The sequence below is a fragment of the Amycolatopsis coloradensis genome (assembly GCF_001953865.1).
GTDB lineage: Bacteria > Actinomycetota > Actinomycetes > Mycobacteriales > Pseudonocardiaceae > Amycolatopsis > Amycolatopsis coloradensis.
The window spans coordinates 21,396-47,772 of the sequence record NZ_MQUQ01000017.1 but is presented as its reverse complement, the minus strand read 5'-3'; the positions used below and the strand labels follow the sequence as shown (position 1 = coordinate 47,772).

At 67.4% G+C, this 26,377-nt stretch carries 24 protein-coding genes and 1 pseudogene; 11 read left to right on the top strand and 14 right to left on the bottom strand.

What is annotated here, in order from left to right:
* The first annotated feature begins 20 nt into the window (after positions 1 to 20).
* Entirely contained in the window at positions 21 to 791 is a 771-nt protein-coding gene (locus BS329_RS29485) for a lysophospholipid acyltransferase family protein (protein ID WP_076164658.1), read from the top strand.
* A 47-nt stretch (positions 792 to 838) separates the two neighbouring features.
* Positions 839 to 2,224: a dihydrolipoyl dehydrogenase gene (lpdA, locus tag BS329_RS29480; RefSeq protein ID WP_076164656.1), complete on the top strand. Its 1,386-nt coding sequence runs from the start codon at positions 839 to 841 to the stop codon at positions 2,222 to 2,224.
* A 28-nt stretch (positions 2,225 to 2,252) separates the two neighbouring features.
* Here lpdA and BS329_RS29475 read toward each other — a convergent pair whose 3' ends face one another.
* The gene (locus tag BS329_RS29475; protein ID WP_076164655.1) at positions 2,253 to 2,483 is read right to left on the bottom strand and encodes an AMED_5909 family protein; all 231 of its coding nucleotides are present in this window, start codon (positions 2,481 to 2,483) and stop codon (positions 2,253 to 2,255) included.
* Positions 2,484 to 2,605: 122 nt separating this feature from the next.
* Between BS329_RS29475 and BS329_RS29470 the strand changes: the two are divergent.
* Positions 2,606 to 3,348: pseudogene (locus BS329_RS29470) on the top strand (XRE family transcriptional regulator).
* A gap of 10 nt (positions 3,349 to 3,358) precedes the next feature.
* Positions 3,359 to 3,829 (top strand): NUDIX hydrolase, encoded by a 471-nt coding sequence (locus BS329_RS29465; protein ID WP_076164653.1) that lies wholly within the window; start codon positions 3,359 to 3,361, stop codon positions 3,827 to 3,829.
* A gap of 43 nt (positions 3,830 to 3,872) precedes the next feature.
* Here BS329_RS29465 and BS329_RS42845 read toward each other — a convergent pair whose 3' ends face one another.
* The 3 genes from BS329_RS42845 to BS329_RS29455 all read right to left on the bottom strand — a co-directional run bounded on the left by BS329_RS42845 (position 3,873) and on the right by BS329_RS29455 (position 6,961).
* Positions 3,873 to 5,159: a hypothetical protein gene (locus tag BS329_RS42845; RefSeq protein ID WP_143253256.1), complete on the bottom strand. Its 1,287-nt coding sequence runs from the start codon at positions 5,157 to 5,159 to the stop codon at positions 3,873 to 3,875.
* 929 nt (positions 5,160 to 6,088) lie between these two features.
* Positions 6,089 to 6,460 carry a PH domain-containing protein gene (locus tag BS329_RS29460; protein ID WP_076164651.1) on the bottom strand — a complete coding sequence of 124 codons (372 nt, stop codon included), beginning with the start codon at positions 6,458 to 6,460 and terminating at the stop codon, positions 6,089 to 6,091.
* A gap of 27 nt (positions 6,461 to 6,487) precedes the next feature.
* Positions 6,488 to 6,961, bottom strand: a complete 474-nt coding sequence (locus tag BS329_RS29455; protein WP_143253255.1) for a hypothetical protein — start codon at positions 6,959 to 6,961, stop codon at positions 6,488 to 6,490.
* 81 nt (positions 6,962 to 7,042) lie between these two features.
* On the opposite strand from BS329_RS29455, the gene BS329_RS29450 reads away from it, so the two are divergent.
* Positions 7,043 to 7,813, top strand: coding sequence for an FHA domain-containing protein (locus tag BS329_RS29450; RefSeq protein WP_076164648.1), 771 nt, complete (start codon positions 7,043 to 7,045; stop codon positions 7,811 to 7,813).
* Between the two features lie 17 nt (positions 7,814 to 7,830).
* Here the strand turns inward: BS329_RS29450 and BS329_RS29445 are convergent, their stop codons facing one another.
* From BS329_RS29445 to BS329_RS29435, 3 genes are all read right to left on the bottom strand, one after another.
* Entirely contained in the window at positions 7,831 to 8,127 is a 297-nt protein-coding gene (locus tag BS329_RS29445; protein ID WP_076164646.1) for a hypothetical protein, read from the bottom strand.
* Between the two features lie 76 nt (positions 8,128 to 8,203).
* The gene (locus tag BS329_RS29440) at positions 8,204 to 9,289 is read right to left on the bottom strand and encodes a winged helix DNA-binding domain-containing protein (RefSeq protein ID WP_076164644.1); all 1,086 of its coding nucleotides are present in this window, start codon (positions 9,287 to 9,289) and stop codon (positions 8,204 to 8,206) included.
* A complete protein-coding gene (locus BS329_RS29435) occupies positions 9,289 to 10,425 on the bottom strand; it encodes an epoxide hydrolase family protein (RefSeq protein WP_076164642.1) in 1,137 nt (378 codons plus the stop codon). Before BS329_RS29435 ends, BS329_RS29440 begins: the two co-directional genes overlap by 1 nt.
* A gap of 62 nt (positions 10,426 to 10,487) precedes the next feature.
* Here BS329_RS29435 and BS329_RS29430 point away from each other — a divergent pair, with 62 nt between their 5' ends.
* Positions 10,488 to 11,441: a helix-turn-helix transcriptional regulator gene (locus tag BS329_RS29430; RefSeq protein WP_076164641.1), complete on the top strand. Its 954-nt coding sequence runs from the start codon at positions 10,488 to 10,490 to the stop codon at positions 11,439 to 11,441.
* Here the strand turns inward: BS329_RS29430 and BS329_RS29425 are convergent.
* The gene (locus tag BS329_RS29425) at positions 11,419 to 11,880 is read right to left on the bottom strand and encodes a GNAT family N-acetyltransferase (RefSeq protein WP_076164639.1); all 462 of its coding nucleotides are present in this window, start codon (positions 11,878 to 11,880) and stop codon (positions 11,419 to 11,421) included. The two genes, BS329_RS29430 and BS329_RS29425, sit on opposite strands and share 23 nt — an antisense overlap.
* Before the next feature lie 100 nt (positions 11,881 to 11,980).
* On the opposite strand from BS329_RS29425, the gene BS329_RS29420 reads away from it, so the two are divergent.
* Both BS329_RS29420 and BS329_RS29415 read left to right on the top strand, forming a co-directional pair.
* The gene (locus BS329_RS29420) at positions 11,981 to 12,892 is read left to right on the top strand and encodes an NADP-dependent oxidoreductase (protein ID WP_076164637.1); all 912 of its coding nucleotides are present in this window, start codon (positions 11,981 to 11,983) and stop codon (positions 12,890 to 12,892) included.
* A 92-nt stretch (positions 12,893 to 12,984) separates the two neighbouring features.
* Positions 12,985 to 13,881, top strand: a complete 897-nt coding sequence (locus tag BS329_RS29415) for a LysR family transcriptional regulator (RefSeq protein ID WP_076164636.1) — start codon at positions 12,985 to 12,987, stop codon at positions 13,879 to 13,881.
* Positions 13,882 to 13,992: 111 nt separating this feature from the next.
* Here the strand turns inward: BS329_RS29415 and BS329_RS29410 are convergent, their stop codons facing one another.
* The 6 genes from BS329_RS29410 to pstC form a co-directional block, all read right to left on the bottom strand.
* Positions 13,993 to 14,736, bottom strand: a complete 744-nt coding sequence (locus BS329_RS29410; protein WP_076164634.1) for an SDR family oxidoreductase — start codon at positions 14,734 to 14,736, stop codon at positions 13,993 to 13,995.
* A gap of 8 nt (positions 14,737 to 14,744) precedes the next feature.
* The gene (locus BS329_RS29405; RefSeq protein ID WP_076164633.1) at positions 14,745 to 15,512 is read right to left on the bottom strand and encodes an SDR family oxidoreductase; all 768 of its coding nucleotides are present in this window, start codon (positions 15,510 to 15,512) and stop codon (positions 14,745 to 14,747) included.
* A 448-nt stretch (positions 15,513 to 15,960) separates the two neighbouring features.
* The gene (locus tag BS329_RS29400; protein WP_076164631.1) at positions 15,961 to 17,499 is read right to left on the bottom strand and encodes a substrate-binding domain-containing protein; all 1,539 of its coding nucleotides are present in this window, start codon (positions 17,497 to 17,499) and stop codon (positions 15,961 to 15,963) included.
* Positions 17,496 to 18,296, bottom strand: coding sequence for a phosphate ABC transporter ATP-binding protein (locus BS329_RS29395; RefSeq protein WP_425266385.1), 801 nt, complete (start codon positions 18,294 to 18,296; stop codon positions 17,496 to 17,498). The genes BS329_RS29400 and BS329_RS29395 overlap by 4 nt, the downstream gene beginning before the upstream one ends.
* Before the next feature lie 41 nt (positions 18,297 to 18,337).
* The gene (pstA, locus tag BS329_RS29390) at positions 18,338 to 19,474 is read right to left on the bottom strand and encodes a phosphate ABC transporter permease PstA (RefSeq protein ID WP_208619295.1); all 1,137 of its coding nucleotides are present in this window, start codon (positions 19,472 to 19,474) and stop codon (positions 18,338 to 18,340) included.
* Positions 19,471 to 20,460 carry a phosphate ABC transporter permease subunit PstC gene (gene pstC / locus BS329_RS29385; RefSeq protein ID WP_076164627.1) on the bottom strand — a complete coding sequence of 330 codons (990 nt, stop codon included), beginning with the start codon at positions 20,458 to 20,460 and terminating at the stop codon, positions 19,471 to 19,473. Before pstC ends, pstA begins: the two co-directional genes overlap by 4 nt.
* Before the next feature lie 232 nt (positions 20,461 to 20,692).
* Here pstC and BS329_RS29380 point away from each other — a divergent pair, with 232 nt between their 5' ends.
* The 3 genes from BS329_RS29380 (at position 20,693) to BS329_RS29370 (ending at position 26,340) form a co-directional block, all read left to right on the top strand.
* Positions 20,693 to 23,077 carry a hypothetical protein gene (locus BS329_RS29380; protein WP_244197335.1) on the top strand — a complete coding sequence of 795 codons (2,385 nt, stop codon included), beginning with the start codon at positions 20,693 to 20,695 and terminating at the stop codon, positions 23,075 to 23,077.
* Positions 23,078 to 23,079: 2 nt separating this feature from the next.
* Complete coding sequence (locus BS329_RS29375; protein WP_425266384.1) at positions 23,080 to 23,988, top strand: sortase; 909 nt, start codon at positions 23,080 to 23,082, stop codon at positions 23,986 to 23,988.
* Positions 23,989 to 24,444: 456 nt separating this feature from the next.
* Entirely contained in the window at positions 24,445 to 26,340 is a 1,896-nt protein-coding gene (locus tag BS329_RS29370) for a S8 family peptidase (protein WP_076164622.1), read from the top strand.
* The last annotated feature ends 37 nt before the right edge of the window (positions 26,341 to 26,377 follow it).

Below are 26,377 nucleotides of genomic sequence, written 5' to 3'. Positions count from 1 at the left end.
TTCGGCTACGAATTACGTCCATGGCGCTGAGACCCCGTGAACGCTGGACCGCACTGACCCCCGTTTCGGGTGACGTGCTGACGTTTCGCCAGATGATCGCCTTCGGCCGGCGCTTCGCCCGCGCCGGCCGGGGGTTCTGGTTCAGCCTCGCGATCAACGTCGTGTGGCCGTTCCTGGTGCTGTTCACCCGGTTCCGGGTACGCGGCGGTGAGCACCTGCCCGCCACGGGTAGCTTCCTGGTGGCGTCGAACCACCTCTCGTTCGCCGATCCGACGACGGTGACGGCGTACTGCCTCGCGCACGGCCGCGTGCCGCGCTACCTGGCCAAGGCGAGCCTGTGGGACGCGCCGCTCGTCGGCTCGGTGATGCGCTCGGGCAAGCACATCCCGGTCCATCGCGGGGCACCCACCGCGTCGGGCGCGTACCGCGACGCCGTCAGCGCCGTGCGTGAGGGCGAGTGCGTCGTCATCTTCCCGGAGGCGACCTTCACGGACCACCCGGACGGGTGGCCCATGCGCGGCAAGACCGGGATCGCGCGGATCGCGCTGGAGACCGGTGCCCCGGTGATCCCGCTGGCGAACTGGGGCACGCACCACCTGCTGCCGTCCGACGCCGTCCTGCCCCGCGGTTTCCCCCGCAAGACGGTGAACCTGGTCGCGGGCCCGCCGGTCGATCTTTCGGACCTCGTGATGCCTGCGCCGTCGCGTGAGGTGCTGGAAGAGGCGACCAAGCGGATCATGGCCGCGGTGACCGAGCTGCTGGTCGAGATCCGGGGCTCTCGCCCTGAGTAGGCAGTCTCACCCTTCGGACCCTCGCGGTGAGGGGTAGGTTTCGAAGTATGAGCGCACACTATGACGTCGTTGTTCTGGGCGCCGGGGTCGGCGGTTACGTGGCGGCCATCCGGGCGTCGCAACTGGGGCTGAGCGCGGCGGTCGTGGAGGAGAAATACTGGGGCGGGGTCTGCCTCAACGTCGGCTGTATCCCCTCGAAGGCACTGCTGCGCAACGCCGAACTCGCGCACATCGTGACCAAAGAGGCGAAATCCTTCGGGATCAAGGTCGAGGGTCAGGTCACCTTCGACTACCAGGCCGCCTTCGACCGCAGCCGCAAGGTCGCGGACGGTCGCGTCAAGGGCGTGCACTTCCTGATGAAGAAGAACAAGATCACCGAGTACGACGGGCACGGCACGTTCCTCGACGCCAACACCATCGAGGTCAACGGCGAGCGGGTCACCTTCGACCACTGCGTGATCGCCACCGGCGCCACCGCGCGCCTGCTGCCGGGCACCACGCGCGGCGACCGCGTGGTCACCTACGAACAGCAGATCATGGAAAACGAACTGCCGGAGAGCATCGTCATCGCCGGCGCGGGCGCGATCGGCGTCGAATTCGCCTACGTGCTGCACAACTACGGCGTGAAGGTGACCATCGTCGAATACCTCGACCGGATGGTCCCGCTCGAAGACGCCGAGGTCTCCGCCGAACTCGCGCGCCGCTACCGGAAGCTCGGCATCGAGGTCCTGACCTCCACCAAGGTCGAGACGATCGACGACACGGGCGAGAACGTGCTCGTGACCGTGTCGAAGAACGGCGAGTCCCGCGTCCTCGAAGCGGACAAGGTGTTGCAGGCCATCGGTTTCCAGCCGCGGGTCGAGGGATACGGCCTCGACAAGACCGGCGTGGAACTGACCGACCGCGGCGCCATCGCCATCGACTCGCGCGGCCGCACCAACGTCCCGCACATCTTCGCGATCGGCGACGTCACCGCGAAACTGATGCTCGCGCACGCGTCGGAGTCCATGGGCGTCGTCGCCGCCGAAACCATCGCGGGCGCCGAGACCATGGAACTCGACTTCGTGATGATCCCGCGCGCGACCTACTGCCAGCCGCAGATCGCCAGCTTCGGCTGGACCGAGGAACAAGCCCGCGAAAAGGGATTCGACGTCCAGGTCGCGAAGTTCCCCTTCTCCGCCAACGGAAAGGCGCACGGCCTCGGTGAGGCCGTCGGTTTCGTGAAAATCCTCAGCGATGCCACGCACGGCGAGCTGCTGGGCGCGCACCTGATCGGCCCCGAGGTGACCGAACTGCTGCCCGAGCTGACTTTGGCGCAGCAGTGGGACCTTACGGTGCACGAGATTTCGCGGAACGTGCACGCTCACCCGACCTTGGGGGAAGCGGTCAAGGAGGCCGTGCACGGGCTGGCGGGACACATGATCAACATGTAGCGCGCCCTCGCGAGTGCTAAGAACGGCTTTAACCGTTCTTAGCACTCGCGAGCCCTGCTACCTCCTCCGCCTTCCGCTCCTCGTAGCCCACCCAGTACTTGAGTTCGTGGTGGTGCCCGCGGTCCACATCGGACACCGCGCGATACATACGCGCGTTCGCTCGGTGGAACCTCACCCATTCCGACATGTCCGCATCCGCCCGAGGGCGGCGGGCCGTCGCGACGGCATGCGCGTCACGCAGGGTCTGCGGCTCGTTCATCGATCACCTCCTGGTCACCGCGATTCTCCTGTTGGGCGATAGGACGTGGTCACCTCCTGGCAGGACATCTCGGGACGTCCTTGGTACGTTCAAGGACGTCCCTGCAAGTCCCTGGAGGGCGTATGCCGAATGAGCGCCTACGGGACTCTCTGCTGCGCAACGGGCTCACGTCTGCTCGGGTCGCAGACGTCACTGGGGTCGATCAGAAAACCGTCGAACGGTGGATCACCAAGGGGCGGACGCCGTACCCGAAGCATCGGCACAAGATCGCCGCCATGGTGCGTGAGTCCGAGACCTATCTTTGGCCGGACTCCGTGGCTCCCGCGCGTAAGGCCGAGACAGCCGCCGCCGAGGTCGTGCAGGTGTTCCCGCATCGCAATGTCATCCCCGTCGAACTGTGGGACCGGCTGATCAAGGACGCGTCGGACACCGTCGAGGTACTGGTCCACGCCGCGTTGTTTCTGGTGGAGCGCCCGCGATTCATCAAGGATCTGACGGCAAAGCCCAGGCCGGGACCAAGATTCGGCTGATGTTCGGAGATCCCGAAGGGGAAAGCGTCGTCCTGCGCGGGGACGAGGAGCAGCTAGGCGATGGGACGCTTCCGGCGCGCATCCGCAACGCGTTGGCTTTCTACCGACCGCTGATCGGGGTAGACGGGGTGGACATGCGCTTCCACAACACGACCCTCTACAACTCGATCTTCCGCTTCGATGACGAAATGATCATCAACACGCACGTCTACGGCTTCCAGGGAGCCCACGCCCCATCCCTGCACCTCCGCCGGCTATCCGCCGGAGACCTCTTCGAGACCTACTCGGAGAGCTTCGAAGCAGTCTGGAACCTCGCCAAGCCCGCCACCTTCTAGGAGGCCACACGTGGCACGCGTCGACTACCTCAACGACCCGAACGCTCCGAAGGCGAACAGCATCGCAGTTGCGGTGTCCGCGTTCATTCAGGACGAGGAGGGGCGGATCCTCATGATCCGGCGGACGGACAACGACCTGTACTCGATCCCCGGTGGGCAGCTTGAGCTTGGGGAGACGTTGGCGCAGGCCGCCGTGCGGGAGGTACGGGAGGAGACCGGGATTGAGTGCGAGGTGACCGGGGTCATTGGACTGTACTCGAACCCGAACCACGTCATCGCGTACGACGATGGGGAGGTGCGCCAAGAGTTCTCGATTTGTTTTCGAGCTAAGGCAACTGAAGGTATTGAACGTGTCAGCAGTGAAAGTAAGGTTGTTGGCTGGGTTGAAGTTGATCACCTTGCCTCTCTGCGGATACATGATTCAATACGGCTGCGCATCAAGCATGCCTTGGAAACGGGAAAGGCTCCCTACTTTACCTGATTCCGAGGCGGCATTCCGGGGTGGCTGACATTTGATGGACAGATTAGTGCTTGATCTTTGATAGTCGTGAAATAAAGTATAAGTCTGAAGTTTCAATCTCGCTTTTGTCGTCGAAGTATTTGTAGAGCTGGGTTAGTGACGTTGCGGCGGCCGCTACCCCGGTAGCTAACACTAGTGGCACTGCCTGAATTGCTCCCACGGTAGTCACCAGGGTGCCCAATGCTGCCGCTGAGGCCAACTTTTTCCCAAAGGCGCGTTGCTTGCTCTTCATTCGCGCTTCCATAGCTGCAATTTCTGGTTCAATGTATTCTCGAACGACGGCTGCAGCGATTGTACTTGGCGAGTCCGTCTCTCGTTTTGAGACCATCTCGCGAATCGCGGCTGAGATCGCCTGCTGGAATCGTACAAGATAATCTCTTTCCTCTTGCTTGATTCGAATTAGATCTTCAAGTGGTAGGCCGCTAAGCTGTGGTATACGGAGTTCGAGTGCGACGTCATCGGCAGATGCTTTACCTCTGCTGGAGTCGGTTGCCATCCACTTTACTTGGTAGGCGTCTAGCAGGGGCACTTTGTAATGCTGCGCGGTCGAGAGGTCGTATATCGTCGGGCGGCTCATCCCGTAGAATAGATCCCAAGCGACCTTCTTTCGGGTAGGGCGACTGCTATATGGTCGGCGTCGAGACCAAGTTCCACCTATCAAATTCGGGTGCGTAACATTCGAGATCCAGTTTCCTGTGCGATCTCGAATCGTAATGAATCTAGCTTCATTCAAGAGTTGTTCGACGATCTTCTTGGACTGCTCTTCGCTTTCTAGTGCAGATATCCCTGCTGTTTTTGCCCAATTGTGGAAGCAGGCATCGCAGTAGGCTTCAATCTTAGGTGCGTAGGTGACCGTGTCGGCTGCGCCAATCTTATTGATATGATTGATAAACTCGACCTGGCCTCTGAGGTTCCATAAGGTCTTCTCGCGGATGTTCAGGTTCTTGTGTTGCAGGCCTGATGCTACCTCTGTAACGGAAGGGCCGCTTACTATTGCTCGATCGAAAAAGTGCATCGTTCGGGCAAGTAGCATGGAAAGTTCCGTAGAGAGACATTTTGCGCATGAATGGTGGTATGCGCCCGAGAGGTCGAGAGATCTTCCGGCGAGAACGCTGTATGCGGGGAGCTTGGTGGCGTGTTCTTCAAGGGTTCGCGAACTCTTCTCTGTTGCTAACGAGAAGAGTCTCTTGATTGCGGTTGGTGACTTGGCAGCTTTCTTGAATTCGCCATTGGAGTTTATGTCGAATTCCTTGATCCAGGTTTGAAGCCAGAACTCGTTAGCATCACTCATTATAGTCCTCGAACTTCTTCTTTCTGTTGTTCAGGTCGCTGCCGAACTTGGCTCTATGGGATCAAGGCGCGCCGCCGTCGGCGGCGCGCTGGTCACCTTGCGTCCGCGTCTCGCCTGCGGACGCACCTTGCCCGACACGGCGGGCTGCCGCTTCGCTCCGCCCACCGGCCGGGCGGTGCGCCCGCTGAAGCCGTGGACAGGAGCAGCCGCCGCCAGCGGCGCGCAGGTACGCCAAAGAGCACGTCGGCCTCCTCATGCAGACGATCTTGCTCAGAGGTCGCGAACGGGTCAACGGCTGTTACGCGGAGCCATCGCCCCGATGCCAGATCGTCACAACGGCCGTCACGACGCGTCAAGGCGGGAAAGCGTGCCTTGACCCGACGCGACGGCCGCGTGGATGGCTTCGTATCGGGGAGATGGGGGAGGAGTGGGCGAGTGCCAGGCCGTCTCCAGGCCGTCAGACGTCGGGTAGGGGCGAGAACACGCGAGAAGTGTCCAGCCCTATCCGCGCAGGTCAGTGGCCAAAAGCAGTGATCATGCCCAGGTCAGAAAAGCCCTGGAACCATAAGATCAACATGTAGGACTCTCGTGGCGGGGCTCGGCTGACCTGAGCTTGATCAACGGAGGATCGGGGACACTCAACGTCCCCGATCCTCCGTTGATCAAGGTCCCGGGATCGGAGTGGCCTCGTGACGATGTAGGAATTGGGACACTGGACGTCCCGATTCCTACATCGTCAAGCCTCGGCTGATCCGGCGTAGGCGGACAAATGCAGGGTTCGCTCCACGAGCAGCAGCGCACCGACGCGAGCCGGATCGGCGCAAGGGGTCGTGTGACGAATAGGGTTAGAACCCGAATCGCCACTCACGATCCACCAGCGCCCGACCGCAGCCCGGACGACGCAAGTAGTCGACTACTTGCGAAGGGGGCTAGAGCGTGTGGGTGGCGATCAGTTGGCCGATCGCCCGGATGTCCGAGCCCCGGAACTCCAGGCGCACGTTCCCGAGCCCGCTGAACCACAGGTCCAGCTCGGCGTCGAGGTCGAACGTGCCCGCGGTTTCGATCGAGAAGGCCTGGATCCTGTTGTAGGGCAACGAAGTGAAGTCCTTCTTCTTGCCCGTCATGCCCTGGACGTTCACCGCGATCAGCCGCTTGTTCGTGAACACCACGAAATCGCGCACCGCCTTGAACGACGAGACGATCTCTTCCCCGGGGATGATGATCGGCTGCACCGTCGGCGCGATGTCCTTCGGTTTGCAGGGCGTGAGCTTGAAGACGGTGTCCTTGGAGAAGTCAATCATGCTTCCCACAGTACGGATTTCGCCGGATCAGGGCTTGGGCGTGAACTTCACGACCGCCTTGCCGTCCTTGATCGCGGTCACCGTGTAGGCGATCCCGTTCGTCCCTCCGGCGTTGCCGCTGATGGAGGTTCGCGTGCCGCTGGGGAGGGCGGCCGAGAGGGTGACGCTGTCGGCCGACACGGAATCGACTGCCAGGTAGGTGACGCGCAGCCGGGCGTCGAAGGCGATTTTGTCCTTCGGCTTCAGGATGACCTCGCAGTCGCCGTCCCGGCATGACTTGAGGTCGGTGCCGTTGGCGGCGATTAGTGGGCCATCCGGGTGGGCGACGCCCGACGACGACGGAGACGGCGAAGCGCTCGAGGACGGCGAAGACACAAGAGCGGGCGAGGACGTGGGGGCGGGCGAAGACGCAGGCGACGAAGCGGGCGGCGTCTCGGATCCGCAGCCGGTCAGGGCCGCGGCGGACACGAGCAGGAAGCCGGCCACACGCAGAGTAGACATATGCTGAACCTAAAGCGACACCACCGGGACCCCTCCCCGGCGACGGCTCGCATACTGCCCGGGATCAGGAGGAGGCACGAAATGAAGCGGCTCACCACGGCGCACGAAAGCCTGGCGCTCGGCGTGCCCCGGTCGGCTCCCGGCGCGGTCTTCGCCCTCACCCTCGCGGGTGGTGTGTCGGTCGACCCGGGCGAGGGCGGCGAGATCTCCTTCGGGCGCAACCGGCCGCAGGTCGACGTCTGTGTGGGGGAGAACGACCTCCAGGTCAGCCGCAGGCACGGCCTCCTGAACTTCAGCGGCGGGCACTGGCGGGTCAGCAACACCGGCCAGTTGCCCATCCGCCTGCCGAACTCCCGGTGGCTGTCCCAGGGTGAGGAGCCGATCCCCCTGTCGGACGGTTACACGCCGGTGTTCGTCCGCGGCTCGGGCCGCCGTGAGCATCTGCTCGAGTTGTACGTCGCCGGTCCCGACGGCGGCCAGCCCGCCACCCGGCACGGTGACGTCACCGTGCCGCCCCGCCGCTGGCGTCTCAGCGCGGACGAACGCCTGGTCCTGGTCGTCTTCGGCCAGCGCTACCTGCTGCACGACCTCAACCCGCAGCCACTGTCCCGCCAGCAGACGGCCGAGGTGCTCGCCGAACTCCGCCCCGACGAGACGTGGACCAGCCGCCGCGTCGAGCACGTCGTCATCGACGTCCGGGCGCGGTTGTCCACGGGCGGTGTCTACGGCCTGCGGCGCGAAGAAGTGGGCGAGCCGGTGGGCAACGCGTTGAACGACAACCTGTTGCGGGAGCTGGTGCTCTCCACCACGCTCGTCCCGCCGGACCTCGCCCTGCTCGACGCGCTCGACTGATCGTCCACCGAGGACGGTCAGCGGACGCCTTCCATCGCCGCTTTGGCGACATCGCTGCCCTCGTCGGCTTTGCTGGCCACTTTCACCAGTGCCGCCGTCGCTTGGTCCCGGCTCTCTTCGGCTTTGACGCGTCCCGCGGAGGCCGCGTTCACGCCGAAGAACGCTCCCACCACCGTGCCGATCACCGTTCCCGCCGCGGTGATCACCGCCGTGACGTCCGACGTGTCCGGGTATCGCATGACGGCCGCCACCGTGATGACCGCGAGCGCGCTCAGCCCAGCCAGCACCGTCATGAATCCATAGTTCTTTGACATGGCCCGCTCCCTTCAGGCTCCTTGAGGCCATGCTTCGCCCGAACGCCGCCCTTCGTTACGGCAAAAGGCCGGACTGTTACCCGCCGATGCCGAAACGAATGTCGTGCTTCTCGCCCGGCGCTACGAATTCCACCAGCCGTGCGCCTTCTTCGGCGATCGAATCCTGATCTCGCAACGGTGTCCGCGATTCGATCGTCAGCGTCGCCCCTTCGATCGACCAAACGGCCAGGAATTCGCCATCGACGAGCAGGGTGCCCCGGCGGCCGCCGGTACCCGGTGGCAGCGGCACGCGGCGGCCGTCCGGGATCACCCGCGCGCGATCGGCGTTGGAAAGCAGGACGTTGTCGTATTCGGGCAGGAATCGGGGTGAAGCGGGGGTTTCCGGGTCGGGTCGCGGTGCGTCCGGGAGGTCGAACAGTTCCTTTCCCTCGGTGTCGGTAAAAGTGCGCAGCCGTGGCCGGAGCCGTTCGAAGACCTCCTTGAGCCGGGTGAGCCCCGACCAGACCTGCGCGTCGCGCACGGTCGCCGGGCCGAACGCCGTGAGGTGGCGCAGCACCAGATCATCGAGGGCGACGCCGTCCGTGATCGGTTCGCCGACCCAGTCTTCGAGCAGGGAGAACGCGACCGGGCCGCGCTGTCCCCACAGGCCGCGCGGTGTCACGTGCGCGAGCGGAAGGAGGCTGTTGACCGCGTAGGCGAGGACGGCGGGATCGGCGCCGGGCCACCGATCCGCCAGCGCGGTCCGGATCTCGGCGCGGGTGCGGGGCCGCCCGGCCAGCAGACGCCGCCCCACTTCGGCGATCGCGGTGAGGTCGAGTCCGGCGATCTCCCGCGAGTAGTGGCCGAGGAAACCGCGCTCGATCACCGGTTTGACGGTGGGCCACAGGGCGAGGCCGTCTTCGGCCGTCACCAGGTGCACGGTTCCCCGCATCAACGTCGACCGGACGACCTCGCGGGAGACCATCGGTTTCGCCAAGTCGTCCACCCGGAAGTCCCGCAGCCGCGACCACAGTCCGACGTACGAGGAGTCGGGCGCCTGTGCCTGGAGGCCTGCCAGATGCTCGATCGCGGCGACGGCGGACAGCCCGGAGCGCTCCAGCAGGAGTTGCCGGGCCAGTGTCGCGCGGTTGAGCGCACGCCGGCTCAGAATCTCCGTCGCCATCAGCGGTGCCCGCGAAAGAAGGTGCGGAGGTCTTCGGCGAGCAGGTCCGGGACCTCCATCGCCGGGAAATGGCCACCGGTGCCGTACTCGGACCAGTGCTCCAGCGGACCGTCCTGGAGGCTCCGGATCGTGGTGTCCCCGGCGAAGACGGCGATGCCGCGCGGCGGCCCGGCCGGCGTTTCGCCGCCGTCGTCCCAGCCGCCTTGGGACAGCTGCCGGTAGACCTCCATGCCCTCGTAGGTGGCGTGCGCGGAAGAGGCGCCCGCACCGGTGAACCAGAACAGGCTGACCACGGCCAGCAGGTGGTCACGGTCGACGGCGTCATCCGGCAGGTGCTTGGCCGGATCCGTCCACTCGGCGAACTTCTCCACGATCCAGGCGAGCTGGCCGATGGGGGAGTCGTGCAGTGAGTAGGCCAGCGTCTGCGGCCGGGTCGCCTGGAGGTGCAGGTAGCCGAGGCCGTCGGACTGGAACCGGTTGAAGCGTTCGCCGCGCTCGCGGTCCTTCCCGGAAAGACCGCCGAGTTCGACGGCGGGACCGAACGGCATCCCGGCACTGGTGCCGGTGAGGTGCACGCCGGTCACCCGATGCGCGGCGATCATCGACAGGATGCCCGCGACCCCGGCGCCGGCATCGGTGCCGTGGACGCCGAAGCGCTCGTAACCCAGACGATCCATCAGCGTGGTCCACGCCTGCGCGACGCGGAACAGGTTGCCCCAGCCCGGCCCCCGCACCGGCGTCGAGAAGCCGTAGCCGGGCAGCGAGGGGATGACCAGGTGGAACTCGGCACTCAGCTCCTCGACGACGTTCCGGAATTCGAACGGCGAACTCGGCCAGCCGTGCGTGAGGAGCACCGGCAGCGCGTCCGGGGCAGTCGAGCGGACATGCAGGAAGTGGATGCTCTGGCCGTCGATCTCGGTGGTGAACTGCGGGAATTCGTTCAACTCGGCCTCTTGGGCGCGCCAGTCGAAGCCGTCGGCCCAGTATCCGGCCAGCTCCTTGAGGTAGGCGACAGGGGCGCCGCGGCTCCAGTCGCCGGTGACCTCTCGCGGCCAGCGGGTGCGGCTCAGGCGGTCCTTGAGGTCGTCCAGTTCGGCCTGGTCGATCGCGATGCGGAAGGGCTTGATCTCGGTCATGAGAGCTAAGCTAGAAGCCATTGCGGAAAGCTTCGTTCCGCGATAGCGGACAAGGTGAACTCATGGCGGAAACTTCGGCGAGGCTCCTGCGGCTCCTTTCCTTGATGCAGGCGAGACGGACCTGGACGGGACCGGAACTGGCCGGACGGCTCGGCGTCACGACCAGGACCATCCGGAACGACGTCGAGCGGCTGCGCGGGCTGGGTTATCCGGTCGACGCCACTCCCGGCGTTTCCGGTGGCTACCGCCTGGGCGCGGGCGCGGCGATGCCGCCGTTGCTGCTCGACGACGAGGAGGCCGTCGCGGTGGCGATCGGCCTGCGCACGGCCGCGGGCGGCACCATCGCGGGGATCGAGGAGATGTCAGTGCGCGCGCTGGCGAAACTGGAGCAAGTGCTGCCCTCGCGGCTGCGCCGCCGCGTGGAGGCACTGAATTCCGCGACGCTCGCGGTGCGGGGCGGCGGCCCCACGGTCGACGCCGAGGTGCTCACGGTCATCGCCAACGCCTGCCGCGACCGGGAGACCCTGCGGTTCGATTACCTGGGGCACAACGGATCCGAGACGCGGCGGCGGGTCGAACCGCATCGCGTCGTGCACATGAGCCGCCGGTGGTACCTCGTCGGCTGGGACGTCGACAGGCAGGACTGGCGCACCTTCCGCGCGGACCGGATGCGGCCGCGTACGCCCAACGGGCGACGGTTCGAGCAGCGTGAACCACCCGAAGGCGGCGTTGTCGCGTACCTCCAGCGTGGGGTCGGCGCGGCGCTGTGGCGGCACCACGCGACGATCCGGCTGCACGCCCCGGCCGCCGAAGTCGCCGCCAAGGTGCCGCCCGCCGTCGTGGTCGAAGCCGTCGACGAACAGACCTGCCTGCTCAAGGCGGGTGCGGACACCCTGGAGTACCTGGCGCTCTACCTTGGCCTGCTCGACGCCGACTTCGAGATCGTGGACTCTCCGGAATTCGCCGGGCACCTGCGCAAACTGATCGGCCGGTTCAGCCGCGCGGTGGACGTTTGACGTCGAAGACCAGCTCCGGGCGCTCCCAGGTGATCTTCGGCGGCTGGGGCGGCACGACGCCGACGCGGCGAGCGCCCATCCGCTCGTAGAAACCGGCGGCGGGCGGATGGGAAACGACGCGGATCTCGGTCATGCCGAGGTCCGCGGCCTGCCCGAGCATATGCTCGACCAGCCAGGCCCCGATGCCGGTGCCCTGTGCGGAATCGGCGACGAACAGCAGGTCCAGCTCGGCCGGGTACTCGATGAGGCTGTAGAAGCCGACCACCTCGCGCTGCGCGTGGGCGACGAACGCGGGATGAGTGGCGAGGTAGTCCTCGGTGACCTGATAACCCTCGAGAATTCGCGCGTACTCCCCGAGGTATGCGTCGGATTCGTGCATCAGCGTGGTCAACCGGCCTGCGTCGGAAGCGTTTGCCCTGGAGATGCGGTAGCTCGTCACGTCGGCAGCTTAGAACGTCACACCGACAACTCTTGACCTCCAGTTAACTTGAGGTATCAGGCTGGGTCCCGACAGCTGGGGAACGGACTGGAGGAACAAGATGAAAGCGGCCGCGTTCACGGAAGCCGGTGGTCCGGAGGTACTCCGGGTGCTGGAGCTGGAGGAGCCGCACGCCGGGGCGGGGGAGGTCCGGGTGCGCGTGAAGGCGGCGGGAGTGCAACCGTACGACGCGGCCGTGCGGGCGGGCTGGGAACCCGCCGGGCTGGAGCCGCGTTGGCCGCGTGTCCCGGGGAACGAGTTCGCCGGGGTCGTCGACGAGGCCGGTTCCGGGGTTACCGGCCTCGTCGCGGGGACCGAGGTGCTCGGCTTCACCGCCGTGCAGGCCTACGCCGAGTACGTCGTGGTGCCCGCGGAGAACGTCACCCCGAAGCCGCCGGAGATGCCGTGGGAGGTCGCGGGCGGTTTCACGGCGGGGACGCAGACCGCGTACCTGGCGTTGGACGCCTTGCGGGTCGCCCGCGGCGAGACGCTGCTGATCCACGGGGCGGCGGGCTCGGTGGGCACGGCCGCCGTCCAGCTCGCCGTGCTGCGCGGCGCGCGGGTGATCGGGACCGCGAGCGAGGCGAACCAGGACTATGTCCGTTCGCTCGGCGCCGAACCGCTGGTCTACGGCGAAGGCCTCGCCGACCGGGTGCGGGCCCTCGCGCCGTCCGGCATCGACGCGGCGCTCGACGGGGCCGGCGGGGTGGCGTTCGACCTCTCGCTGGAACTGGTCGGGAATCCGGACCGCGTGCTCACCCTGGTCGATCACGCCCGCGCACCCGAGGCCGGGGCGCGACTGGTCACCGGGACGCGGTCGGCCGAGCGGCTGGGGATGCTGGCGTCGTTGTATGCCAAGGGGGAGCTGCGGTTCCTGGTGCGGCGGACGTACCCCTTCAGCGAGGCCGCCGAGGCGCATCGGGAGATCGAGACGGGGCACGGCCGGGGGAAGGTCGTGCTGACGTTCCCGTAGGGGCGGGACCGGGGAAGGGCAGGGGCGCGGCGGCGCGGGAGGAAGCCGCCGCGCCTTTTGCCTATGATGACAACGATGGCAGGAGGGACCCGATGAGTCTTCGCCAGTACGAGTACGCCTTGGCTGTCGCCGAAGAGGGGTCGGTGACGGCGGCCGCCGAGCGGCTGCACGTCGCCCAGCCGTCGGTGTCCCAGCAGATCCGCGGCCTGGAGCGGGAACTCGGCGTGAAACTGTTCGCCCGCACGCCTGCCGGGCTGGTGCCCACCGTGGTCGGCCGCGCGTTCCTGCGTGAGGCCGAGGTCGCGGTGAGGGCGTCGCGGCGGGCGCGGGCGACGGCTCGTGCCGGTGCCGAAGATTTGGTGGGCGAGCTGGTGGTCTCGGTGCAGATGGGCTTCGGCACCCGGCAGCTGCCGGGTGCGCTGAGTGCGCTGCGCCGCCGCTTCCCGAAGCTGGAGGTCACCCTCTTCGAGGAGCCGAGTGCCGCCGAAATGGAGCGGCTGTCGCGCAAGGGCGTCCTGGACCTCGCCTTGATGGCGGCGTGCGAGCGGAGCCCCGAAGACGCCCACCGCCTCGGCCACGAGGAGTTCGTCGTGGTGCTGGGCGCCGGGCACCGGCTGCTCGCGGCGGACCGGGTCGAGTTGCGCGAGCTGACGGATGAGCCGTGGGTGCGGTTCGACCGTGACAGCGCGCTCGACAGCGTGCTGCTGTCCGTTCTGCGGGACGCCGAGCAGACCCCCACCACGGCCGCCCGCGTGTCCCAGACGGCGACGGCCGCGCGCTGGGCCGCACACGGACTGGGAGTGGCCCTCGTCCCGGCCTCCGCAGTGCCCCACGGCCAGGAACACCTCGCGCGCCCGGTGTTCCCGGCCGTGTCCCAGCCCGTCATCGCCGTGCTCCGGCCCGCCGCGGGCCCGGCGGAGACCGCGCTGCTCGAACTCCTGAGCCAGGAGACCTGGCACGAAACCGTTTCCCTCTCAAGGGTTTCCTGACCGTTCAGCGCCGGTTGGCGGAGCTGAGGACGGACTCTCAAACCGGACACGACGCGTGAACCCGCCACGTCCTGCCGACGTCGATCGCGGTGCGGGTTCACCACCAGAAACTCAGAGCTGAGTGGCGCCTCCGTCCACGACGAGCTCGACACCGGTGCTGAAGGTGGCGTCGAAGGCGAGGAACGCGGCCGCCCTGGCGATCTCGCCAGGGGTGCCGAACCGTCCCATGGGATTGTCCGCGATCAGGGCCGCCTTGAACTGCTCGAACTCCGCTTCGGTCATCCCTTCCAGCACGATTCCCGTGTCGATGGGGCCGGGACTGACCGCGTTGACCCGGATTCCGCGCGGCAGCAGTTCGGTGGCGAGGGTGCGGGCCATCGACCGCAGCGCCGCCTTGCCCGCCGCGTACGCACTGGTCCCCGGCATGCCGATGGTGTTCGCGACCGACGTCGTGAGGACGACGCCGGCACCCGGGCTCAGCAACGGGGCGAGCTTCTGCACGGTGAAGTAGGCACCCTTGACGTTGACCGCGAACAGCTCGTCGTACACCTCCGCTGTCATCGACTCGAAGGGCAGCGAGCGGGCGATCCCCGCGTTGACGAACAGGGCTTCGACCGTGCCGAGTTCGCTTTTCACCCGGCCGGCCAGTGCGTCCAGGTCGGAGAGCGACGCCACATCGCCTCGGACCGTTATCGCGTTCTCGCCGAGCCTCTCGCGAGCCTTGTCGAGCGTTGCCTGGGAACGGCCGGTGATCGCCACCCGCGCGCCGCGGTCGATCAGCAGTTCCGCCATGGCGAAACCCATTCCGCTACCGCCGCCGGTGATCACCGCGTTCTTTCCGCTGAATTCGTTCATGTTTCGCCTCAGCCCCGGGGGAATTCGCCGCCGTCGACGACGAGCGTGCTCGCGGTCAGCCAGCTCGCCCGCTCGGACACGAGGAACGACACCGTGTCGGCGATGTCACCGGGCAGGCCGTCGCGCCCCAGCGGCACGGCGGGGATGTCGCTCTGGTCCGGCGTCCCGCCCATGCTCGCCCACTGCTCCCGCGTCGCCTCGCCACCGGGAGTCGCCGTCCGGCCGGGGGACACGGTGTTGACCCGGATCCCGAACGGGGCCAGCTCCAGAGCCAGCCCCCGGCTGTAGTTCTCCAGCGCCGCCTTCGCCGCGGTGTAGTGCAGGAACGGTCCGACCGGGGTGGTGACCGCCGCCGAGGAGATGTGCACGATCGCCCCCGACCGCCGTTCCCGCATTTCCGGCGCCAGCAACGAATCCAGCCGCACCGACGCCAGGTAGTTCAGGTCCAGCGCGTCCTGCCACTCCTCGTCGGGGATGGCCGAAGCGCCCTGATGCGGTCGCGCCCCGCCCGCGTTGTGGACCAGGATGTCCACCCCGCCGAGTGTCTCCCGCGCGGCCGCGGCGAGTGCCTCCGCTCCGGCCTTCGACCGCACGTCGGCCGCCACGAAGGAGGCTCCCTCCGGCACCGTGTCCGTCGCCGACCTCGCGGTCGTGAGCACCTCGGCGCCCGCGTCGAGGAGCTGGCGCACGATGGCCGCCCCGATTCCGCGAGAGCCACCCGTGACCAGGGCTCGCTTTCCCGCGAGTTCCCGTGTCCCGTTTTCGGGTGTGGTCATGCCAATGTTCCTTTCGATCCCGAGAATTGTCCGCTCGATGGAAAAAGCGTATGTCCGGGAAAGAACGAAAGGCAAAGACGAAATGTCAGTGGCTGCCATAGGGGATTCCTATGGCGTGGGGCGGGTCTCGCCGTCCTGGATCGCCTGGTGGTTGGTGGGGGCCGAGCGGGCGGTCTGATCGAGCTTCAAGACCGGCACGACCTCGTGACGATGTGGGAATCAGGACACTGAAGGTCCCAATTTCCACATCGTCAGCCTTCGGCCCGCTCTACCACTCACGACACTTGCACCGAACGGTCAATTCGCGTGACTAAACGGACGGCACGTGTGCCTGGACGGACGGCACGTGTGATCCGGCGGACGGCACGTGTGACTGGGCGGACGGCACGTGTGACTGGACGGACGGCACGCGCGCGGCAGGGGTTCCGCCACGTGTCGCCCGTACCGGTCACGTCCCGCGCACCTTCCGGATCACCCCGCGTACCACCAAAGGCGCCACGATCGCCACGAACAGCACCAGCGCCGCCCACCCGCCGAACCCGCCGAACCCGCCTTCGTCATAGGCGGCCGGAGCGGCTTCCCGCCAGTTCTTCGAGCCGCCGCCAGCGGACTCCTCGTCCGGGCCGGCCGCCGTGGTCGAGGTTTTGTCGCCGCTGGCGGGACCCGCGCTCGGGGCGGCCGAAGGACCTGCGGTCGCCCCTGGCCCCGAAGCAGGTTTGCCGTTCGGGGTGATGATTCCGGCGGTCACCAGCGGGTCGGGCGGGCTGGCGGCACCGGCGCCGAGGCTGCCGTGGAAGGTCGGGTTGCCGCAGTTGCCGGGGTTCAGCTGTTTCGCCGGTTTCCCGGTGAGCCGCGCGTTGGAGTTCATGATCTCCTGCGACAGGTTCGGCGGCAGCGGCGAATAGCCGATCCGGGCCATGTTGACCTGGCCGTCGCAGGCGACGTGCTCGAGGAACGCGGTGATCGTGTCGGTCTTGCCCTGGTCGCCGTAGCCGCCGCGGCAGGTGTCGCGGCCGCTGGTGCACGGCATCATGACGTACGAGTAGGCCGAGATCGGGTACGACTTCGGGTCGGTGTTCGAGTAGACCTTGTCCAGTTTCTGGCTCAGGTCCGGGCGGAGCTCCGCGTGCTTCAAGGCGGCCGCGATGTTCTCCGCGTAGGGCTGCGTGTACTGGCCGGCCCCGTTCCGCACCCACGCCGCCGGGACCTTGTAGAGCTGCGCGTAGGCGAATTCGTCGTAGGCGATGGAGAACGGGATACTGCCGGACGCCACGGACTTCGCGATCTGGTCCGAGTCCGCGAGCAGCCGGTACCACTCGGCGTCCGGTCCCTGCCCGGGAAGCTGGATGGGACGCACGCCCGCGGGCAGGTTCCCCATTCCGTTGCCGACGTTGCGGGAGACGAACCGGCTGTAGGCGTCGGGGGCCGCGTGCGCGATGAAGTCGTAGAACAGCGCCGTCGTCCCGGACTGCCCGGTCCGGCCGACCAGCGTGATGGGCTGATCCGGCAGCGGCTTCCCGCCGTTGGTCGCGGTGATGGCCTGATCGTTCCAGCGGGTGATGTCCCGGGTGAAGATGCGGCCGATCACCTCGCGGGTGAGGTGCAGGTAGTCGACCCGCTTCCCGCCCTGGTCCTTGACGTTGTACATGACGGCGACCGCGCCCGCGACGTCCGGGACGTACTGGTAGCCGCGGGTCTGCGCGGACAGGCCGCCACCGCCCGCGGCGATGAGCGAGGACACCTCGGCCTCGGTCCCGCCGAAGTCCACCGTCCGGTCGCCGTACTGGTTGACCCCGGCGGGGGAGTTGGTGGCCGAGTAGTTGACCGGGATACCGCGTGACGTCGCGCCGTTCTGCCAGTCGTTCATCGCCGGGCCGACGTAACTCGATCCGGAGCCGGTGATCCTGGTGAGCGCCGCGGCGCCGGGAGTGATCACCAGCGACAGCAACACCGTGACCCCGCCCAGCGCGGCCAGCCTGCGGATCATCCGAATCGCCCGTTCACGTAGTCGAAGGTGCGCTCGTCCGACGGGGCGTTGAAGATGGTGTCCGTCGGGCCGTGCTCGATGACCCGGCCGGGTTCGTTCTCGGCCGCGAGGAAGAACGCGCAGTGATCCGAAACCCGTTGGGCCTGCTGCATGTTGTGCGTGACGATGACGACCGTCACCTCGTGCCCGATCTCGGCGATGGTCTGCTCGATCCGCCGGGTCGACGTCGGGTCGAGCGCGGAGCACGGCTCGTCCATCAGCAGCACGTTCGGCTGCACGGCCAGCGATCGCGCGATGCAGAGCCGCTGCTGCTGCCCGCCGGACAGCGCACCGCCGGGCGAGTTCAGCCGGTCGCGGACCTCACGCCACAGCCCCGCCCGTTCCAGGCTCTGCTCGACGAGCGCGTCCTTGTCACGGCATTTGACGCCGGCGAGTTTCAGCCCGGCCAGCACGTTGTCGCGAATGGACATCGCCGGGAACGGGTTCGGCTTCTGGAACACCATGCCGATCCGCAGCCGGACCTGCTGCGGGCGGGTTCCGTCGGCGTAGATGTCCTTGCCGTCCAACAGGACCTCACCGGTCAGCGACGCCGACGGCACCAGTTCGTGCATCCGGTTGAGGATGCGCAGGAAGGTCGACTTGCCGCAGCCGGAGGGGCCGATGAGCGCGGTCACCTCTTTGGCGGGCATCCGCAGCGACACCCCTTCGAGGACCAGCCGGTCACCGAACCAGGCGCCGATTTCACGCGACTCGAGGTCCGCCGCGCCGGGAGGCGGCCCTCCGGTCAGCTCGACCAGCGGGCGCGCCGGACTGTCCACAAGGGACACTTCAGTGTCGGTCACCGGTTCTCCTGTTTTTTGACGGTGGTTCTCTTCGCCTTGCGCTGGGACCGGTCGCGGCCCACCACGCGGGCGATCGCGAACAGGCCGAAGATGAGCAGGATCAGCACGAGCGCGCCGACGTAGCCACGCTGCTGGACGTTCTCCAGCGGCTGTTTGATGAAGCGGTAGATGAACAGCGGGATGCTCTCCTGCGGATCGGAGAACGGGTTGGCGTTCATCCCGAGTGTGCCGAACGAGGTGAACAGCAGCGGCGCGGTCTCACCCGCCACCCGGGCGATGCCGAGGATCACGGCGGTCGTCACCCCGGTCCGCGCGGTCGGCAGTACCACCGACCACACCGTGCGGGCCCGGCTCGCGCCGAGCGCCAGTGACGCCTCGCGCAGGCCGTCCGGTACGAGACGGAGCACCACGTCCACCGTGCGGGTCACGGTCGGCAGCATGACCATCGTCAAAGCGAGCGTGGCCATCATGCCGTTGTAGCTGAACAATCCCACGCCTGCTTGAATGCCGGGAATGATCAGTGCCGCGTAGACGAACAGACCGGCCACAATGGACGGAAGTCCGCTCATCGCGTCGACCATGATCCGCACCGGGCGGCGGAACCTGGACCGGGTCTCGTTCAGGAAGACGGCGGTGAGCACGCCCAGCGGGACGACGAGGACCAAGGTCAGCGCGGTCTGCTGCAAGGTGCCGACGACCGCGTGCAGACCACCCGTGTCGGTGACCGGATCGGTCGGCGCGACCGTGGACATGTCGTGGGTGAAGAAGCCCAGGCGCAGGTACGGTGCGCCTTCGGCGACGATGTAGATCAGCAGTGACAGCAGCGGCGCGAGCAGGACGAGCGCCCCGGTGACGACGATGGTGGACACGAGCCGGTCCGACGCGGCGAGTTTGCCCAGCCTGTCGCGGGTCACCAGGTAGAGCATCGTCAGGTAGAGCAGGTACGCGACGATCAGGTCGGCCAGCCAGCCGGGCGAGTCCATCAGCAGATGCGTGACGAACCAGGTGAGCAGCGTGGCCGACAGCGCGCAGCCGAGTGCCGCGAGCCGATCCTGCCTGGTGGTCTCGGAGGGGCGGCGTTTGACGAGTTTGCGCGGGGAAGGGGTGATCGGGGGAGTCATGGTCGCACTCACGCGTCCACCCCCGCACCGGAGCGGCTCTTGGAGATGATCACCGAAGCGGTGAAGTTCGTCGCCAGGGTGAAGAGGAACAGCACCAGACCCGCCGCCATCAGACCGGACAGTGCCAGCCCGGACGCGCCGGAGTTGTTGGCGATGAACCCGGAGATCGTCGCACCGCCGAACTGCAGGACGTGCTTCGTGATCTCCGGAACCTGGGGCAGCAGCAGGGAAACGGCGATCGTCTCGCCGAGCGCGCGCCCGAGCCCGAGCATCGAACCGCCGATGATCCCGCCACGGCCGAAGGGCAGCATGACGGTTTTCACCATGCCCCAGCGTGTGCTGCCCAGTGCGAGCGCCGCCTCCTTCTCGCCGGGCGGCGTCTGCGCGAACACCTCTCGGATCACCGAGGTGGTGATCGGGAGGACCATCAGCGACACCACCAGGCCCGCGATGAACATCGACTGGATGTACAGCGCGTTCTCCTTGGACGAGAACGGCGGGAACCAGCCGAGGTTTTCGGTGAGCCACAGCGAGACCGGCACGATCTGCGGGCCGAGGAAGGCGAAGCCCCACAGGCCGTAGAGCAGGCTCGGGATCGCGGCGAGCAGGTCGACCAATCCGGTCAGGAACCCGCGGATCTTCCCACTGGAGTACTCGGTGATGAACAGTGCGGCCAGGATGCTCAGCGGCACCGCGATCAGGACCGCGATCAGCGCCACCACGATGGTGCCGTAGAGCAGACCGAGCACGCCGAGGACACCCGAGGCCGGATCGAACCGGATCGTGGTGAAGAACCCGAAGCCACTGGCGTCGAAGGCCGGACCGGACCGGTAGACGAGGAAGAAGCCGATGACCACGAGGATCGCCAGCATGGTCAGCCCGGCACCGGTGGTGACCCGGCGGAACGCCCGGTCGGCCCGCGAGAGGACTTCGGTGATCGCGCGCCGCACCGGTGCTCCGGGTGGGGACGGATCGGGCCGGGGTGGCGCGATGGTCACGAGCGGCCTTCCTTCGTGTTGGCAAGTAAAGGAGTTCAGGGCACACCACGTCGCCCCTCGATGCGGCCAGTATGTGGTTCCCGCGCCCGGGAAAGGTGTCCACGCGGAGAACGCCCGACGGGGCGTTTGTGAATCAGTGCGGGCAGACGGTCCGAGCCGGTTGACCCCAAACAGGTGACTCGGGGACGTTGGGTCCGGTGCGGCGCCGGGAGGGCGCCGCACCGTCCGCCGCGTGCCCGTGAAATCTGGGGAGTCGTCCGTGTTCCTGGTCCGAGCAAGACGAGTCGGGGTCGTGCTGATCTGCGGGATGCTGGCGGTCGCGGGAGTGTCCGTTCCCGCCGCGCAGGCGCAGCCCGCCGACCCGCCGTACCGACTCAAAACCGAACCCGCCGATCTCTCGGCGGTTCAGAACGGCGACCCGGTCCGGATCACCCTTTCCGGCCTGCCCAAGGGGGCGAGGGCGAAGCTCGTCATCTGTCCGAAGGACGTGCCGGACAACCTGATGAAAAGGGTGTTCGTGCCGCCATGGCCGCGGGATCACACCCTGCTCACCAGAGTGCAGGCCTACTGCCAGGACGAATTCGGTGACGAATTCGCCGGTAAGAACGCGGGCATGCAGCAGATGGAAAGGGTGCGGAGCAGCACGACCGGCGACATCGTTTTCGACACCACGATCCCGCGCGGCACCTTGCGGCCGCATCCCGTGTCCTGGGATCCGCTCTACACCACGTACGAAAAAGCGGTGAACCCCGGGGACAAATTCCCCAAGGTCCCGTGGGCGGACAATCCCGTGATCGTCGATCCGGCGACCGGCGCGAAGACCAGGAGGCAGTTCTCCTTCACGTGCGACGAGAACAATCCCTGCAGCGTCACGGTCCAGATCACCGCGCAGGACGCCACGGGCAAGTCGGTGACCTGGGTCGACGACTCGATCAAGTTCACCCCGTACCTGCCGGGGATCGGGGTCAAGGGCTGCAAGGGGATCGGCAGGCATACGCTCAACGCCAGCATGCCGGAGCGGCTCGGGCGGGCCGCGGTCGCCTGGAACCAGGCGTTGTGCGCTCCCACCCAGGCCGACCAGCCCGCCAACATCGTGAGTGAGACCGAAGACACCGGGCTGGTCGCGTTCGACAAGGGCGCTTCCGATCTCATGATCACCGGCAGCGGGAACGCGCTTGCCGCCCAGACCGTCCGGTCAAGGGAGTACGTACCCGTCGGGGTCAACGCGGCGGTGATCGCCGCGGTCGGGTGGTCCCCGACCGATGTCAACGACGAAGGGAACCCTCTCGGTTCGAAGCTCGCCAGCACGACGTCGTTCACCTACGAAGAACTGGCGAACATGTTCACGAAGGGCGGGCAGAACCCCGACGCCGCCGGTCGGGGCGGTATCTTCAAAAACGGTTCCCCGCTGGTCGACCGCAACGCCGTGCTTTCGGCCATCAAAGACGGCCAGCCCGACGGGGTGGTCGCGGCGAACCGCCGGTCCGGCTACAACGGAAGCGCCGACTTCTTCGGGGTGACCGGGGAGTCGGGGCCGGGGACGATCCCGTTCGCCTTGAGCAAGGTTCTCGCCGGGACCGCGCCGAAAGCCTGGGTCTTCCCGGTGATGGGCAAGGACTACTTCGGTGACCTGGACGGGAAAACCCCCGGTGTGATTTCCGATCTGAGCGCGCTCGATCCCGGCAGGTCGCAGGTACACAACGTCGACGCGAAGACGGGCCAACTGTCGGTGCGCAAGACCGTGGACAACGCCGTCGCCGGGCGGGGCAGCGACTGCGACGGCGGCTGTGTGAACTGGGTGATCACGGATCTCGCGACGGCGACGATCAACCGCTGGACACCGGTGGCGCTTCCGGACGGCAAGGGGAACTTCGTCGCTCCGACCGAGCAGAGCCTGCAGCTGGCGGCCGACTCGATGAAACTCGGCCCCGACGGCACGGCCGAGGTCGGCACCGTGACCAAGGACGGTGCGTACCCGCTCACCTTCGTCGAATACATGGCCGTACCGGTCAACCCGCTGATCGACGCGACCTGCAAGCCGATGAAGGAGAAGCAGGCTCAGCTGAAGTCCTTCACCAACTTGGCGGTCGGCTTCGGACAGGCACTGCTTCCTTCCGGAATGGTCCGGTTGAGCCCGGCGCTGGCCTCCACCGCCGCCGAGCGGGCGGCCAAGATCGGTACCGGAACGGTCGAAAAGGCTTGCCAGGAAAAGGAAGAAGCGAAGAACCCGCCGCCGCCGGGAGCCTCCGGCGCGACGCAGGCTTCCCACACGTTGCCGGACAACGCCTCCGGTGGCCCCGGTTCGGCAGCCGGCGCACCGCCCGCCGCCGCCGCCGGACCCGCTCCCGCGGTCGCGCCGACGCCGGAAAGCGTGGCGGCGGCGAAAAACCTCGCCGAGTCGATCGACATCCCCAAGTTCGCGGGTGCGGGGGCGCTGGGTGCCCTCATTCCCTTGGTGGCGCTGGTGATCCTGGCGACGCTCCCGTCCGCGACGGCGTATCTCGCGGCGGGCAGGCCGGTTCCGGCCTGGCTGACCAGGGCGATGGCCGAGATCGGCGCGGCGTTCGCGATGCTGTTCGGTCTCCTGCGGCGTAAGTCTTCGGGCGGCGCCGCGTGAGCATTTCCGTGGAAGACCGGCGGTCCGCGCCGGAAGAAGTCGAGGAGAAGCAGTTCCTGCGGTTCGGTCCCGGCTGGATCGGGGCCGTCGTGTTCGCGTGGCTGGTCACCACCCTGGTGGCACTGGCGCTGGTCGTCTACGCGCTGGGCCCGATGTTGCAGTCGGGTGATCAGCGGAAGGCACTGACCGGGATCCGGGGCGAGATGGACGTGGCACTGGGTGCCAGCCAGAGCCTGTTCGGGGCCGCGCCGCCCGCCAAACCGGTCGAGTTCGGCAAACCGGTCGCCGTACTGGAGATCCCCGTCCTGAAGGTGCGGCAGGTCGTCATCGAGGGTGCGTCGAGCGGCGAGACCGCTTCCGGCCCCGGCCATGTGCCGGGGACGGCCGGGCCGGGACAGCCGGGCAACGCCGTGATCGCCGGTCGCAACGCCGGTTTCGGCGGCCCGTTCGGGTCACTCGGCACCCTGGAAAGGGGTGACGAAATCGTCGTCGCGACGACGCAGGGCAAGTCCGTCTACCGGGTGACCGAGAAGGCCACCCGGCCCCTCGACGAGGGGGCCGACTACGGCAAGACCGAGAACGACCGACTGACGCTGGTGACGTCGGCGTCGTGGTGGCCACTGGCCTCGGAAGAAGCGACCGTGGTGACCGCCGTCCTGGAGGGCAGGCCGTTCAAGCCGACCCCGCAGAACGGCCGGGCTGACGCGCAGGACGGCCGGACCGGTGACGGGGACGCGTGGGCCGGGCTGGTGCTGGCCTTCGGCGGATTCGTGGCGGCGGCGGCCGGGGCGACTTTCCTTTATCGCCGCTGGCGTCCCGTTTCGACCTACGTCATCACCGGGCCGGTTCTGCTCACTCTCGGCGCGCTCGCGGCGCTGGCGCTTTGGCGGCTGTTCCCGGCTTGGGCTTAGGTTCGGCGAAAAGCGAAGCCGTGCCGCCGTAGGTGACATTCGAACCGGCCGCGGTCGCGCCGAAAAGCGGTGAAAGACGCTCAATCTCTCCCCGGAAATCAGAGCGCGAAGAACACGTAGGACGCAGGTGCGGAACCTTGTCGGCAGGCCGACGAACGGAATCCGAACATCAGCCGATTCCTTCGTTGAATCGGCCGAGCCGAGGCGGAAGCGGCCGGATGTCCGAATTGTTCCCCTGACCTGCCGGCGGGTGACCCTCTCATCATGTGGATCTTCGCCCGTTCCCGACTTTGGTCGGTGGACTGATCACCGACAGCTGCTTAGATTCTCTCCGTTACACCCAGTCAGGGGTAGTTCGTTCGGGTAGTCTGTGCCGTTCTCGTGGCGGGGTGTGACACGCCGCCAGCGCGCTTTTAGCCGGAGCGCGACTGGATTGCTGAACACAGGGAGAGTTCGATGAGCAGATTCAGCCGAGTGGTCACATGCTCGGTTCCGGTCGCGGTCGGCGCGTTGCTGCTGTCGACCGCGGTGTCCGGTGCCCAGCCGTCGGAGGAGGTCCGCACGCAGGCCGGGATCTCCGCACTGCAGAGCATCAAGCAGAGCCTCACCCCGGCTGAGCGCAAGCAGTCGAGCCAACTCGTCGTCGAGAAGCGCCTCCGCGCCGACAAGGGTCTGGCGGGCAAGCTTCCCGAGTACAAGACCGGGCTGGGCGTGAGCGACGCCGGCACCGTCGCGGTGGACATCAAGGGCGCGGGCCAGCCGCTCGTGGACGCCGTCAAGGCGGCCGGTGGCACCGTGCGCTACGCCTCGCCCGCCGGTGCCGTCCGCGCGGACCTGCCGCTGAACGCCGTCGACGCGATCGCCGGTCGCGGCGACGTCGCCGAGGTCAAGGCCGCCTCGCAGGCGATGACCTGGAACGAGCCGGCGCCGCAGGACCGCCGTCGGGCCACCGCCGCCAACGCGGCCGCCGCGCTCCAGGTCGCCGAGGGCGACAAGGCGCACGGCTCCGACACCGCCCGCACCAAGTACGGCGTGACCGGCGCGGGCCAGAAGGTCTGCGTGCTCTCGGACGGCGTCAAGTCGCTCCAGTCGTCGCAGACCGCCGGTGAGCTCCCGGCCGTCGACGTCCTGCCCGGCCAGGCGGGCAGTGGTGACGAGGGCACCGCGATGCTGGAGATCATCCACGACATGGCGCCCGGCGCCGCGCTCGGTTTCGCGACCGCGTTCACCAGCGAGCAGAGTTTCGCCGACAACATCCGCGCGCTGCGCGCAGGCGGCAAGTGCACGATCATCGTCGACGACGTCTCCTACTTCGACGAGTCGCCGTTCGAGGACGGCCCGGTCGCGAAGGCCGTCAACGACGTGACCGCCGCGGGCGCGCTCTACTTCTCCTCCGCGGGGAACTCGGGCAACTTCACCGACGGCACCAGCGGCTACTACGAAGGCGATTTCCGCGGGTCCAGCACCAAGATCCCCGGGATCACCGGCACGCCGCACGACTTCGACCCGAGCGGCACGACCCAGCTGTACAACGCGCTTTCGCCCGGTTCGCTCGGCCGTTACGTCACGCTGTTCTGGTCCGACCCGTGGGGCAAGGCCACCAGCGACTACGACCTGTTCGTCCTGAACTCGTCCGGTTCGGTCGTCGCCTCCAGCGAGGGCTCGCAGAACGGCACGCAGAACCCGTACGAGATCGCCCAGGTCCCGGCCACCGGCTCGGGCTTCAAGGTCGCCGTGGTGAAGTACAGCGGTGCCGATCGGTTCATCGCGCTCAACGTGATCCGCGGCCGCTTCGTCGCCTCGGGCTCGATGAAGGCGTTCAGCACCAACGGTGTCACCTCCGGCCACTCGGCCGCCGTCAACGCCTTCAGTGTCGCGGCCGCGCCTGCCGCCGGTGCCTTCGGCCGCGCGCTCGAGACCGGTGACCCGGCGAACCCGACCGGCCCGTTCCCGGGGCTGTTCACCGGCGCCAGCAAGTGGGAGCGGTTCACTTCGGACGGTCTTCGCCATCAGTTCTACCACCCGGACGGGTCGGCGATCACCCCCGGCAACGTGTCCTCGACCGGTGGTGCGACGCGGAACAAGCCGGACATCACCGCGGCCGACGGCGTCGCGACCTCGGTGAGCGGCTTCCAGCCGTTCTTCGGGACCTCCGCCGCCGCGCCGAGTGCCGCCGCCATCGCGGCGCTGCTGGCGCAGGGCAAGCCGACCGCCACCCCGGCGCAGATCCGGACGGCGCTGACGTCGTCCGCGATCGACCTCGGTGCCCCGGGCTTCGACCCGGTGACCGGTGCCGGCGTGATCATGACCGGCCCGGCGCTCGACGCGCTGGGTGTCGCCCCGAAGAAGTAGTACGGCAGCGAGAAGAACGGCCCGGTGAGCGCGAGGC